Raw genomic sequence first — 14,478 nt, forward strand, 5'->3', positions numbered from 1 at the left:
CCCATTTGAAGATTTAACACCGCTTCAAAACAAGTCGCGCAAAGCGGCAATCACAATAGCCTTTATCGGCGTATTTGTATGGGCAATTAAAATTTTGTTTTTGTAAACCTTTGGCCATAGCAGATGCAGCGCGAAACAACCAACAATACTAACGTGAACGAAGCATTTGGAAAAAGGCTGCTGCACCAAAAGTTTTCAAACCCGTTTGTGCTTATATTTTTAGTACTCGCCGCGTTGTTTGTAAGCGTTGTTGTTTATAAGCTTGGCATTATTGGTGCAGGCGCCATTATGGCCCTTATTGCAGGCGTACCTATTTTGGTTGGTATTGTTGCCTATCCAAAATTTGGGATAACGGTACTGATAGTAGCGTCGTTTTTTATCAACTACATTTCGGAATTTTTGCCCGCACAGGTACCTATAGGCACTTTACTTGATGCTATAACCTATTTGCTTATCCTGGGCTTTTTTATCAAACAAAAAAGCGAAAACGATTGGAGTTATTTTAAAAACCCAATCAGTATTGTAATTATATTGTGGCTGATATACAACCTGCTTGAGGTAGCCAACCCATCTGCTGCATCGGTGCTGGCCTGGATTTATACTGTACGTACAGTTGGCTTTATTATGCTCATGTATTTTGTGTTTGTTTATCACATTCGTACGGTTGGTTTTATAAAATATTTGTTTAAGCTGTGGCTTGTGCTCGATGTTATTGCCGCCATTTCGGCATTTCAACAGGAGAAATTTGGCTTTCTATCGTTTGAAAAAAAATGGCTTTACTCCGATCCGCAGCGCGTAAGTTTGTTGTTTATAAACGGCCACATGCGCAAATCGGGTATTTTTTCTGATCCGGTTACATTCTCCTATAACATGGTTATTGGCGCCTTGCTTTGTATCGCGCTCATCATGAGTAATATAGATATCCGCAAAAAAATAATCCTGGGCTGCATGGCCATGTTTTTTCTCACCGTGATGCTTTATTCGGGCACCAGGGCCGCTTACGTTTTGTTGCCGGCCTCATTGCTTATTTTGGCTGTGCTGAATTTTAACCGCAAGGTACTTATCGGCACCCTTGTTGCCGGCTTAATGCTTGCTTTTTTGATTGTAATGCCCACTTCAAACCCGGCGATAAAAAGGTTCCAATCGGCTTTTAGCCCATCTAAAGATGCATCGTATAACGTGCGGGCCGAAAATCAAAGAAAAATAAAGCCATATATATTATCGCATCCAATAGGTGGCGGTCTGGGGTCGGTAGGTGTTTGGGGCCGGCGCTTCGCCCCCAATTCTATGCTGGCCAAATTTCCGCCCGACAGCGGATACGTACGCGTAGCTGTCGAGATGGGCTGGATAGGCCTTCTGTTGTTTTGTACCCTGTTTTTTGTGGTATTAAAAAACGGTATTAATTTCTTTTTCCTGATAAAAAACCCCAGGCTTAAAAACTACTGCATGGCCATGGTACTGGTTATATTTGCTTTTAACATAGGCAATTTTCCGCAACAGGCCATTGTGCAATATCCATCCAATATTATTTTTTACTTATCTATTGCCATTATTGTTGCCTGCATGCGGTTAGACCTGGAACAACAAAAAGCCATAGTAACCGGTAGTAATCCAAATACAATAGCATTAACCGAATTGAATTGAGCCGATGTCGATAATAACCACCATAAAAACAAACCCAAGGTTAAAAAAATTAGTTCACTGGATGCTGATACCAACCGGCGAATCGAGGCCAAGGCGTTGGGTACGCTGGTTTATTACGCCATTTTATTATCCGCGCGGCAAAGGGGCAGTGGTAAGGTACTATGCGCGGCTGGATGTTTTTCCATTTAACAAATTCTCGTTAGGCAGTAAAAGCATTATCGAAGATTTTGCAACCATCAATAATGGTGTTGGTGATGTTATCATAGGCAACAATTGTGGCATCGGTATCAGTAATGTAATCATTGGCCCGGTTACCATGGGCAATTATGTAATGCTGGCCCAAAACATTGTTATTTCGGGCTTAAACCACGGGTACGAAGATGTAACACTTCCTCCGCGGGCGCAAAAAGTAGTTACCAAACCAATAATCATTCAGGATAATGTTTGGATTGGGGCCAATTGCGTGGTCACCGCGGGCGTAACTATTGGCAAGCACGCTATAATTGGCGCGGGCAGCATTGTCACCAAAAATATACCCGATTATTCGGTAGTGGTAGGCAACCCGGCAAAAGTTATAAAAAGATACAATTTCACAACAAATTGTTGGGAAAAGGCGTAACAAAACAAAGCATGCGGTTTATACAAAAGCTTATTAATAAGCATACACTTTCGTTAGCAAGCAACGCTATTATGCCTGTTTTGGGTATGGCCATACTGGGTTTAATGGCACGCCATCTTTCGAAAGCCGACTTTGGCGATTACATATTTTTCCTGGTGGTATTTAACCTTGCCGATACGTTCAGGACCGGCTTTTTACAGACATCACTTATAAAATACTATGCCGGCGCCAGCCCGCAAAGGGCAGCCAACATAGCAGGATCTGCATGGTATATCGGTTTAACAATAGTAGTCACTTTTGGGTTAGGTAATTTATTATTGTTTTTTATTCTTTCGTACACAGGCGCAAGCCCTAATATGTTCCTGATAACAAAATGGCTTGGCATCGTTTATCTATGCTCGCTTCCAACTACAATAACCACCTGGATATTACAAGCCGAACAACGTTTTGACAGGCTGTTTTTGGTGCAGTTAATTAACCAGGGCGGCTTTTTTCTTTTTATATTATTGCTTATTTTATCTGGTTATATCAGTTTACAAAATTCAATTTATTGCTATTGCTTAAATAGTATTATCAGCAGCTTACTTGCAATTTTTACCGGCTGGTCAAAAATAAAAGCAATGGGTAGTAAAAGCTGGGCATCAATAAAAGAGATGGCACACTTTGGCAAATATAGTGTTGGCACATCAATCAGTTCCTATTTGTTGCGCAGTTCAGATACCATTATCATTAAAATGATGTTCCCGCCTCAATTACTGGCCGTATATTATATCCCGCAAAGGCTGATGGAAATATTTGAGATCCCCTTAAGGGCCTTTATCGCTACGGCATTGCCTGTTATGTCGGCCTCGGTACATCGCGACGACAAAAAGCATGTAGCCTATATTATGAAAAAATACGCAGGAATGCTTACAATCGCCCTAATACCTGTAGCTATACTCTCCTTTTTACTGGCCGACCTTATTATCGGCCTATTATTTGGCAGCAGTTACCAGCACTCTGATGCCGGCAACATTTTCAGGATATTCATGTGTTTTGTTATGCTGCTTCCTATTGATAGATTTTTTGGGATAACATTGGATATTATCGGGAAACCGCAATTAAACATGATAAAAGTCTTTATCATGTTAACCATCAATGTATTTGCCGATTTTGCCGGGATATTCATTTTTCATAATTTATATGGCGTGGCCATAGCATCAATTTTTACTTTCTTTTCGGGGGCTATTTTTGGTTACTGGGCCCTTAAAAAGCATTTACAGTTTTCTGTTAAGGACATGTTTTATTTAGGATATCTTGAACTGAACGAACTTATCAGTACATCGTATAAAAAAATCAGGAACAGGTAAACAGGCAATTTAGTATGGAGCTTAGGAACCGTAATATCATCATATTTTCACAGATGCAGTTTGATGGCCGCCTGGAATCAACAAACTACACTTTGGCAAAGTACCTGGCTAAAAACAATAACGTATACTATGTAGACAGGCCCTTTACCTGGAGGGATTATGTGAAGTATAAAGATACACCGGCTTTTAAAATCAGGAAGCCGCATTTCTTCTCCCCTTCCGATAGCATTATCCAAACAGAGATACCCAACCTTAAAATAGTGATTTGCCCGCCGGTGCCATCTATTAATAGGCTGCCCGAAGGGAAAATATATCGCCTGGCCGTAAGAATGAATGAATTGATTGTTGCCTCACGATTAAAAAAGGTAATAAAACAATTTAGCATCAACGATTACATTTACATCAACTCCTACAACTACACCTACCCCAACTTTCATGATTTAATAAAGCCATTACTTACGGTTTACCACTGCGTCGATCCGCTGATTGAGGTTTACCAAACCAGGCATGGTTTAATATCCGAAGACATTATTGTTAAAAACGTAGACCTGGTAATTTGCACCAGCAAAGAATTAACAAACAAAAAGCTTAAGTTAAATCATAACTCACATCTTATTCCAAACGCGGCAAACATTAACCATAGCCAAAAAGCGCTCGACCCGGAGTTGCCTGTCGCAGCGGTTTTATCGGGTATTGGCAAACCAATAATAGGATACTTTGGCAATATTGAGCGCCGGGTTGATTATAATTTGCTTAAAGAATTATTAGACCAAAACCCGGACAAGAATTTCGCTTTTGTAGGTCCCGTGGATAGTAATTATGCCGATATGTCGGTATTTGAACGGCCCAACGCTTTTTTAACGGGAGCAGTGCCTTATGAGCAAATGCCCGCGGTTTTAAAAGGTTTTGATGTAGCTATTATTCCTTTCAAAAAAGATGAGGTAAGCAGTTCTATATTCCCCTTAAAACTTTTTGAATACCTTGGCTCGGGCAAACCAACGGTATCATCTAACTTTAATACCGATTTAAAAGAATTTACAAAGGATACTGTTGCTTATTGCAAAACTGCCGGAGAATTTACCATCGCCATAAACGAGGCTTTAAATGATACGCCTGAATTGCAGAAAAAAAGACTTGCAGTGGCCGCCGAAAACACATGGGAACACAGGGTTGTTGAAATAGAGAAACTTTTGGCACTAAATTTAGAGCTTAAGCTTAAAGCGATAAATCAATAATAACGCAACTTTTTTATTAAAATACAGTAAAAGTTATAAAACATAATAAACAATGGAGATCATTAAGTTTGTTGCTTCGGTAATCATGTGGGCGGCTTTTATATACCTGGGGGTATATTGCCTGTACCTTTTTATCTTCTCGGTTTTAGGGAAACTGGTACCTATAAAATATCCTCCCGTTGCTACTTCATTAAGCAAATTTGTTATCTACATCTGCGCTTACAAAGAAGATGAAATTTTATTAAATTCTGCAGCGAACGCCTTAACGCTTGATTACCCTACCGATAAATTCCATGTATGTGTCATAGCCGATTCGCTGAAGCCCGAAACTTTGGTAAAGCTAAGGCAGATGCCATTGCAGGTTGTTGAAGTGTTTTTTGAAAACAGCACCAAATCAAAAGCGCTGAACAAAGCCATTGAAAATACGGTGCCCGGATTTGACGCGGCCATAGTTTACGATATCGACAACGTTGCAGCGCCCGACTTTTTGTACCAGATAAACAACTACCTGCAGGCAGGCGAAAAGGTGGTACAAGGCCACAGAATAGCCAAAAACAGCAATACCAAGGTAGCCGTGCTTGATGGTATAAGTGAAGAGATTAACAACCACATTTTCAGGAAGGCGCAACGGGTGTTTAACCTTTCGGCGGCTATTATTGGTTCGGGAATGGCGCTGGAATATAGCTTATTCAAGACAACCATGGGCCAGATTGACGCTGTTGGCGGCTTTGATAAAGAAATGGGCCTGATACTTACCCGCCAGAAAATTGGCGTTGCCTATGCCGAAAAAGCATATGTATATGATGAGAAGGTAAGCAACCCCGAAGTATTTAAAAAACAGCGTAAAAGATGGCTTTCGGCCCAGTTTAACCTGTTACGTAAATACGGCATGAGCGGCTTTAGTGAATTATTTTTGCGGGGCAACTTTGATTATTTTAACGAAATATACCAAATGTCGATACTACCGAGGGTGCTGATGCTGGGATTGATGCCTTTTATGTTATTCATTTCCTTATTCCTGTGGTGGTTAACGCCGGGTATAGGGCCGTCGTGGCAATTGTGGGCGCTTGCAACCCTATGCTGCTATGCCGGCATTCTGGCTGCCATACCAGGCCCCTACTTTAACATCCAATTACTGAAAGCCGCGCTTAAGCTGCCGCTGATATTTTTCACTATGTTGTTGTTGTTATTTAAGTTAAAGGGCGCCAACAAAAAATTTATACATACCACACATGACCATACTGCCGCTTAGTAGTAGGTACATTAACAGCATAGATGAAAAAAGTATCTGTTGTAACCGTAAACTTTAACCAGCCGGCAGTTACCGAAGAGTTACTGTCATCCATAAAAAAAACGAATACCTACGCCAGTCTGGAGATAATTGTGGTTGACAATGCCAGCAAAATAAACCCGGTGCCCGGGTGGCTCGTAACGTACCCCGATATCAAATCTATCCGGTCGGATGCCAACCTTGGCTTTGCTGGTGGTAATAACCTGGGCATTAAAAATGCCACGGGCGATTACATCTTTCTGGTAAACAACGATACCGAATTTACCCCCGGCCTGCTAAATGCCCTGGTAGATACTTTGGAAACACATGATGAGGTAGGTATCGTTTCGCCCATGATAAAGTATTATAGCGATAGTGGGGTAATTCAATATGCCGGCTATACTCCCATGGATTATTACACATGCCGCAATAGTTGTATAGGGTTAAGGGAAAAAGACCAGGGCCAGTTTAATCATATTATAGGGCCAACTGCCTACTGCCATGGTGCGGCCATGATGATTAAAAAAGAGGCTATTGACAAAGCCGGACTTATGGCCGAAAACTTTTTCCTGTATTACGAAGAAGTAGACTGGTGCGAGATGATAAAAAGAGCCGGCTACGAAGCCTGGGTAAACACGGATGCGTTGATTTATCATAAAGAATCGATATCCGTGGGCAAAAAAAGTAAGCTCAAGGAATATTTCATGAACCGCAATCGCATTTTGTTTACGCGGCGTAATGCTCCTGCTCACAAAAAAATATTTTTTTTTATTTATTTCCTGTTGCTGGTGGTGCCGCGCAACGTATTAGCTTATATAAAAAACAAAAATTACGCTTTTATACCCATGCTTTTTAAAGCAGTGTGGTGGAACCTTACCCATTCAAAAAACAGCAGCAACTTAGGTTATCCTATAAATACTATAGCATGAAAATAATTTTACTGTTAAGCCTCATTATTGTATTTTACACATTTGCAGGATACGGCATCCTTTTATACTTTATCATTAAACTGAAAAGAATAGTGAGAGGGCCTAAAAAGCCGGTAGCCGAAAACCTGGACGCACTCCCTACCTGTACCCTGGTTGTGGCGGCGTATAATGAGGAGTTTTTTATAAAAGAAAAAATTGCTAATAGCTTGCTGCTTAACTACCCGGCAGGCAAACTAAAAATTATTTTTATAACCGATGGCTCATCTGATAGCACGCCCGACATTATTGGCGGGTATCCCCAGATCCGGCTTTTGCATCAGCCGCAGCGCGCCGGCAAAATAGCTGCCGTTCACCGCGCAATGGAGTTTGTAGATACCGAGGCTGTAGTTTTTACCGATGCCAATACCTTTTTGAACAAAGATGCGCTGATAAAGATTTGCAGGCATTACACCGACCCAACCGTTGGCGCGGTGGCCGGCGAAAAACGTGTACATATTGATGAAAATGCCGATGCAAGCGCCGCCGGTGAAGGGTTTTACTGGAAATATGAGTCGGCACTTAAAAAGTGGGATTCTGAATTATATTCGGTTGTTGGCGCGGCAGGCGAACTGTTCAGCGTAAGGCGGTCACTTTATTTACCGGTACCGGCCGATACGGTATTGGATGATTTTATGATTTCAATGCTAATTGCCGAAAAAGGCTACCGCATTGTTTATGAGCCCGAAGCCTATGCCACCGAAACTGCATCCGCAAATGTATCTGAAGAATTAAAACGGAAAATCCGCATAGCTGCCGGAGGTATCCAATCCATATTGCGGTTAAAAAGCTTATTTAATCCTTTCCCTTACCCAATACTGTCGTTCCAGTACATCAGTCACCGGGTATTGCGGTGGACGGTTACCCCCTTATTGCTCATCCTGTCTTTTATTTTAAATGTGGTACTTGCTTGTGAACCCGGCGCAACCGGATGGCAGTTACTGCTGTTTGCCCAGGTGCTATTTTACATGTTGGCATTTTTAGGTTATATTATGGAGAAAAAGCAGCTGCGCATAAAGGTATTGTTTATCCCCTATTATTTTTGTGTGATGAACTACGCTGTATTAGCCGGCATCATCAGGTATTTTACAACCACACAAAGTGCTGTTTGGGAAAAAGCCCAACGTCGCCAATAACAATTATTGATGATGTTTTAATAAGCCCGCAGCACCGAAATTGATTAAAAAAAAACGGAGAAGCCTTGTTTGCAAAAAACTGCATAAAAATTGTATTTTTCTGAAATAAACTTGTCAAAAAATGTATGATTTGTGCATTTACTATTACTTTTTTAAAGCTATTTACTTTTAAACAGCCCGTATTTTAGTATACAGTATATAGCTCTCACGCCATCCTTCCACCCTATTTTCTTTCCTTCTTCATAGGTGCGTCCATAGTAAGAAATCCCCACTTCATAAATCCGGATTTTAGGCACCCTGGATATTTTGATGGTAACCTCGGGCTCAAACCCAAAGCGTTTTTCGGTAAGGGGGATGGCCTGTATCAGCCTGGTATCAAACAGTTTATAACAGGTTTCCATATCCGTAAGGTTAAGGTTACTAAACATGTTTGATGCAAAGGTTAGCCACCTGTTGCCTATGGTATGCCAAAAAAACAAAATACGGTGCGGATTGCTCCCCATAAACCTGGATCCGTAAACAACATCTGCAAAACCGTTGATTACTGGTTTCAGTAAATCGTTATATTCAGCCGGATCGTACTCTAAATCAGCATCTTGTATTATAAGATATTCACCCGTTGCTTTTGAGATACCGGTGTGCAGGGCGGCCCCCTTGCCCTTATTTACATCGTGTTTAAAGTACTGGATATTTACATCCGTGTTGGATTGTTGGTAGGAACTAATGGCAAGTTCCGTGTGGTCTGTTGAACAGTCGTTTACAATAATAATTTCTTTTTGGATATCATTAGTCAGGTTAACCGCTTTAATTTTATTCAAAATTAAATGTATGGTGTTACCTTCGTTATAAGCCGGGATAATAATTGAAAGTTTTTGTATGCCCATTATCGTTGTTTATCAAAAAATCCGGTTTCGGATATGGTAGTGATATAAAGCTTAGTTATATCTTTATTGAAAATATTATTTAATGCAACCTGTATTAAAACGGATAAAAATCTACTTAAAAAAACCAAAAGTAATATTTCTGCTTGTATTCCTGTTCGTTTTAACCGTGTTGTTTTGGTTTTGTTTGCCAAAACCTCTATTTAAAAACCCTACTTCGTACGTAATTGACGATAATCAAGGTCAATTACTCGGTGCATCTATAGCAAAAGACGGCCAATGGCGTTTTCCCTATAATGATAGCGTACCAGAAAAATTCAAACAATGTATCATTGCTTTTGAGGATAAACGTTTTGAAAACCACCCTGGCTTTGATATTCTTGCTTTTGGGCGCGCTATCAAACAAAATCTGAGCTCAAAAAAAATAACCAGCGGCGGCAGTACCCTTACTATGCAGGTAATAAGGCTGGCTACCAAACACAAGCGCAACATCTGGAATAAGTTACTGGAAATTTTTATGGCGCTCCGGCTCGAACTCACCTACAGCAAAAAGGAAATATTAGCCCTTTATACCAGCAATGCGCCATTTGGCACCAATGTTATTGGCCTGGATGCTGCCTCCTGGCGCTATTTCGGTCGCAGCCCTGATAAACTTTCCTGGGGCGAAATGGCAGCAATGGCGGTATTACCCAATGCGCCGTCATTAGTACATCCCGGCAGGAACAGACAAACATTGCTGAACAAACGAAATAGGTTGCTTAACAGATTATATAAGCAGGGTGTTATTGACAGTATAACGGCCGAATTGGCAAAACTGGAACCCGTTCCTGAAAGGCCCATGCCGCTGCCATCCCTTGCCCCTCATTTATTACAACGTTTTAAAAACGATTATGATGCCAAGCCGGTGGGCGATACCCGTATTCGTACAAGTATTCGTTCGGGGCTACAGCAACAAGTCAACGATATTTTGGAGCAACATCACCAGGTTTTAAAAGCAAACGACATTAACAATATAGCCGCTATTGTGCTGGATGTTGAAACCGGCGAAACACTGGCTTATGCCGGTAATATTACCCATCATGAAGACCCACAAATGGAAAGCGATGTAGATGTGATTGATGCCCTGCGCAGCCCCGGAAGTACGCTAAAACCACTATTGTATGCTTCCGCAATACATAATGGGTTGATATTGCCTAACAGTTTACTGCCAGACGTACCAACATTAATAGCCGGCTACCAACCGGAAAATTTCGACATGGGGTATGATGGCGCTGTACCTGCCTCCAAGGCTTTGGCAAGATCACTGAACATACCAGCCGTAAAACTACTGCAGCAGTATAAATTCGAGAAATTCTATGACTTTTTGCACAAAATTGGCATCACCACCCTATCCAAACCGGCAAATCATTATGGATTATCGCTGATATTGGGCGGCGGCGAAAATACGCTTTGGGAACTTACAGGCGCTTATGCGGATATGGCCAGGGTGCTTAATCACTATGATAAATACAATGGTAGTTACGATCCTGAGGATTTTCATAACCCGGTTTATAATAAACAGGATATTAAGAAATCTGATCTGGAAAAATCGGGCCTGCTTGATGCGGCTTCTATCTATAGTACTTTCCAAGCCATGGAAGAAGTGATGAGGCCGGGCGAAGAGATGCTATGGCAGCAATTCAGTTCCAGCCAGCGTGTAGCCTGGAAAACGGGAACAAGCTTTGGCTTTCGGGATGGTTGGGCCATTGGTGTTACACCAAGGTACGTGGTAGGTGTTTGGGTTGGTAATACCGATGGCGAAGGCAGGCCGGGTTTAACCGGTATTAACGCCGCTGCCCCTGCCCTGTTCGAGATTTTTAGATTACTGCCTGCATCAAAAGACTGGTTTGCAATGCCAACCGGCGAAATGGTAAAAATTGACGTTTGCAGGCAAAGCGGCTATCGTGCCGGGCAATACTGCCAGGATATTGACCAGGTGCTGGTTCCTAAAACCGGCTTAAGGGCACCTGTTTGCCCTTATCACCAGCTTATTCATCTGTCTGCCGATGGGCAATACCAGGTAAATGGTAATTGCGAACCACCAGATCAAATGCTTAACAAAAAATGGTTTGTGCTGCCACCGTCTATGGAGTATTATTATAAATCCCGCAATTATCAATACCATGTACTTCCACCCTTCCGGGCAGACTGCGCCCAGACAGAGAATGGAAATACGATGGAGATAATTTACCCCAAGGATGGCGCAAAAATATACATCCCCCTTGAAGCCGATGGTACACGCGGACGGATGATTTGTAACGCAGCACATCGCCTGCCGGGCATGAAAATATTTTGGCACCTGGATGATCAGTATATGGGTACTACCAAAGATTTCCACCAGATGGCTTTAAATCCGCCGCCAGGCAAGCACATCCTTACTCTGGTTGATGGCAATGGTAATACCGTTAATATTAGATTTGAAATATTGAGTAAGTGAGTGGTGAGTGGTGAGTGGTGAGTGGTGAGTGGTGAGTGGTGAGTGGTGAGTGGTGAGTGGTGAGTGGTGAGTGGTGAGTGGTGAGTGGTGAGTGGTGAAAATTATTTCTGCGAAATAATTTTTAAAGAATTATCCCAGCTATCGAGCGATTTGTTACGCATTAATAAAATTACAAACGTATAACCTAAAACGTACCACGTAAAACCTATCAAACTAAAACATTCATTATATTGCTCCATAAAACTAACCCACGATGCTTGAGCAGTATGACCTGCATAATTTATTGGTAATTGATATTGAAACTGTGCCGCAATATGGTACACATGATGAAGTGCCTGAGCATTTTAAAAAGCTTTGGGAGGTAAAAACGCAATATCAGCGTAAAGACGAAACACCCGAAGAATATTACCAACGCGCGGGTATCTGGGCCGAATTTGGTAAGATAGTATGTATATCCGTTGGAGTTTTCACTAAGGGAAAAGAAAATATAGGTTTGCGGGTTAAATCGTTCGCGGGGCATAATGAAAAAGAATTGCTCATCAACTTTTCGGCTTTGTTGTTTAGCCAGCCTGCTAACCTGGTTTTGGTGGCCCATAACGGCAAGGAGTTTGATTATCCATATATCTGTAGGCGTTTGTTAATTAACGGGCTTCCTTTTCCGCCCCAGCTACAACTTGCAGGTAAAAAGCCCTGGGAAATTATCCACCTGGATACCATGGAGCTATGGAAATTTGGCGATTATAAAAATTTCACATCATTAAGCTTGCTAACGGCCATTTTTGATATTCCTACTCCAAAAGACGACATTGACGGCAGCATGGTGGGGCACGTTTACTGGAACGAAAACCAGCTTGACCGGATTTGCATCTATTGCCAAAAAGATGTAGTTGCTACCGCCCAGCTGATAAGGCGTTATCGCGGCGAAGATTTAATAAAAGACGAGATGATAACTATAGTTGGCCAATAATGCTGAAAGTAAAAAACCTGGGGGTTAGTTTTAAAACCGGAGATGGCTTATTTAAAGCTGTAAAAAATATTTCCTTTAACTTACAAAAAGGCGAAACTATTGGGATTGTAGGTGAATCCGGTTCGGGTAAATCAGTTACCTCACTTGCTTTGATGCGGTTGTTGGATGCGGATAAAACCGTTATTACCGGGGAGGTACTTTTAAATGAAAGTAGTTTGTGCAAACTATCCGAGGCTGATATGCGCGACATTCGGGGCAACCGTATGGCCATGATCTTTCAGGAGCCCATGACATCGCTTAATCCAGTGCTTACCTGTGGCTTCCAGTTAACCGAGGCTATCCGGCTACATTTGGGATTGGGCAAAGCCGAAGCCAAAAAGAAAACTATCGAGCTTTTTAACGAGGTACAACTCCCCCGCCCTGAAGCTATTTTTGATAGCTACCCGCACCAAATTTCTGGTGGCCAAAAGCAACGGGTGATGATAGCTATGGCCCTATCCTGTAATCCGGAGATATTAATAGCCGATGAGCCTACCACCGCGTTGGATGTAACCGTACAGAAAACTATCATAGAATTACTGCTCTGCCTTAAAAAAGCGCGCCAAATGAGCCTGATCTTCATTTCGCATGACCTGGGGGTTATTAAAGAAATTGCCGACCGGGTAATGGTGATGTATAAAGGCGAAATTGTTGAGGAAGCCAATACGCCCGACTTATTCGATCATCCCAGTCACCCATACACCAAAGGCTTATTAGCGTGCAGGCCATCACCAAATCAACATTTAAAGAAACTGCCGATAGTTGCCGATTTTTTTGATGCAGAAAATATCCAAAATAAATCATCGGTCACTATAGAAAACATCAGGACAATGTATCATTATCCTGATGCTGAAATAGAAGCAAGAAGGATACAGCTTTATAAACAAGAACCCTTATTAAAGATTAATCACCTTTCAACCTGGTTCCCGGTTAGTACGGGCTTGTTGGGCCTGTCAAAAAAAGTGGTTAAAGCAGTAAATAATGTAAGTTTTGAAGTTTATCCCGGCGAAACACTTGGCCTGGTCGGCGAATCGGGTTGCGGAAAAACAACGTTAGGCCGTACCATTTTAAGACTGATTGAGCCCACAGCCGGTAATATCAGTTTTGAAAATACAGATCTGCGCAGCTTAAAAAAGAACGACCTGCGCGAGATTCGGCGCAATATCCAAATCATTTTTCAGGATCCTTATTCATCTTTAAATCCTAAATTAACCGTCGGTCAATCCATCATGGAGCCTTTGCAGGTACACCAGTTTTATGCCAATAATATCAAACGCAAAAAACACGTATTGGAATTACTGGAACGGGTAAATCTGCTGCCCGAACATTTTAACCGTTACCCGCATGAGTTTTCAGGAGGTCAGCGGCAACGTATAGTGATAGCACGGGCACTGGCACTGCAACCTAAATTTATAATCTGCGACGAATCAGTGTCGGCGCTTGATGTGTCTGTACAGGCACAGGTGCTTAACCTGATACGCGAACTACAGCAGGAGTTTAAACTCACTTACATATTCATTTCGCATGATCTTGCCGTTATTAAACACATATCCGACAGGATGATGGTAATGAATAAAGGCGAAATTATTGAAACAGGTTACCCGGACGATATTTATTATAGACCAAAGGAGGAGTACACCAGGAATTTAATAGCCTCTATACCGCAGGGGTAATGGCAGAGGGCAAACGCATCTAAGATGGGTTAACATAACTTAACATATTTCAGATATTTAATTTATAAATATCTGAAAATAAACATTTTATAATTTTACATGGTTAACATTAAATTGAGATTTCCCGTAATTTAGCGTATCGACATTTTGTGCTTGTTGTTGATCAAAACAGCGCCAAATTCTTAATATCTTAAGTTATGCAGTCTATCAATCCAAAAATTCGT

General features: G+C 41.6%; 11 protein-coding genes. 10 read left to right on the plus strand and 1 reads right to left on the minus strand.

Annotation, left to right across the window (positions count from 1 at the left end; genetic code table 11):
* Window positions 1–123 precede the first annotated feature (123 nt).
* Genes PQ469_RS13895 through PQ469_RS13925 form a run of 7 tightly spaced genes read left to right on the plus strand, consistent with a single transcriptional unit; the run spans window position 124 to window position 8,218 of the window.
* Complete coding sequence (locus tag PQ469_RS13895; RefSeq protein WP_274213492.1) at window positions 124–1,644, plus strand: O-antigen ligase family protein; 1,521 nt, start codon at window positions 124–126, stop codon at window positions 1,642–1,644.
* 4 nt (window positions 1,645–1,648) lie between these two features.
* Complete coding sequence (locus PQ469_RS13900) at window positions 1,649–2,263, plus strand: acyltransferase (RefSeq protein WP_274213493.1); 615 nt, start codon at window positions 1,649–1,651, stop codon at window positions 2,261–2,263.
* 11 nt (window positions 2,264–2,274) lie between these two features.
* The gene (locus PQ469_RS13905; protein WP_274213494.1) at window positions 2,275–3,612 is read left to right on the plus strand and encodes a lipopolysaccharide biosynthesis protein; all 1,338 of its coding nucleotides are present in this window, start codon (window positions 2,275–2,277) and stop codon (window positions 3,610–3,612) included.
* Window positions 3,613–3,626: 14 nt separating this feature from the next.
* Window positions 3,627–4,847 carry a glycosyltransferase family protein gene (locus PQ469_RS13910; RefSeq protein WP_274213495.1) on the plus strand — a complete coding sequence of 407 codons (1,221 nt, stop codon included), beginning with the start codon at window positions 3,627–3,629 and terminating at the stop codon, window positions 4,845–4,847.
* A 52-nt stretch (window positions 4,848–4,899) separates the two neighbouring features.
* Entirely contained in the window at window positions 4,900–6,099 is a 1,200-nt protein-coding gene (locus PQ469_RS13915) for a glycosyltransferase family 2 protein (protein WP_090650812.1), read from the plus strand.
* Window positions 6,100–6,122: 23 nt separating this feature from the next.
* Window positions 6,123–7,046, plus strand: coding sequence for a glycosyltransferase family 2 protein (locus tag PQ469_RS13920; protein WP_274213496.1), 924 nt, complete (start codon window positions 6,123–6,125; stop codon window positions 7,044–7,046).
* Window positions 7,043–8,218 (plus strand): glycosyltransferase family 2 protein, encoded by a 1,176-nt coding sequence (locus tag PQ469_RS13925; protein WP_274213497.1) that lies wholly within the window; start codon window positions 7,043–7,045, stop codon window positions 8,216–8,218. The genes PQ469_RS13920 and PQ469_RS13925 overlap by 4 nt, the downstream gene beginning before the upstream one ends.
* A gap of 158 nt (window positions 8,219–8,376) precedes the next feature.
* On the opposite strand, the gene PQ469_RS13930 is transcribed toward PQ469_RS13925, so the two are convergent.
* Window positions 8,377–9,102, minus strand: a complete 726-nt coding sequence (locus PQ469_RS13930) for a glycosyltransferase family 2 protein (RefSeq protein WP_274213498.1) — start codon at window positions 9,100–9,102, stop codon at window positions 8,377–8,379.
* Between the two features lie 82 nt (window positions 9,103–9,184).
* Between PQ469_RS13930 and pbpC the strand changes: the two genes are divergently transcribed.
* From pbpC to PQ469_RS13945, 3 genes are all read left to right on the plus strand, one after another.
* On the plus strand, window positions 9,185–11,575 hold the full coding sequence (gene pbpC / locus PQ469_RS13935) for a penicillin-binding protein 1C (protein WP_274213499.1): 2,391 nt from the start codon (window positions 9,185–9,187) through the stop codon (window positions 11,573–11,575).
* Window positions 11,576–11,828: 253 nt separating this feature from the next.
* Window positions 11,829–12,542 carry a 3'-5' exonuclease gene (locus PQ469_RS13940; RefSeq protein WP_274213500.1) on the plus strand — a complete coding sequence of 238 codons (714 nt, stop codon included), beginning with the start codon at window positions 11,829–11,831 and terminating at the stop codon, window positions 12,540–12,542.
* Window positions 12,542–14,254: an ABC transporter ATP-binding protein gene (locus PQ469_RS13945; protein WP_274213501.1), complete on the plus strand. Its 1,713-nt coding sequence runs from the start codon at window positions 12,542–12,544 to the stop codon at window positions 14,252–14,254. The genes PQ469_RS13940 and PQ469_RS13945 overlap by 1 nt, the downstream gene beginning before the upstream one ends.
* Window positions 14,255–14,478 lie beyond the last annotated feature (224 nt).

This window comes from Mucilaginibacter sp. KACC 22773, from assembly GCF_028736215.1.
Taxonomy (GTDB): Bacteria; Bacteroidota; Bacteroidia; order Sphingobacteriales; family Sphingobacteriaceae; genus Mucilaginibacter.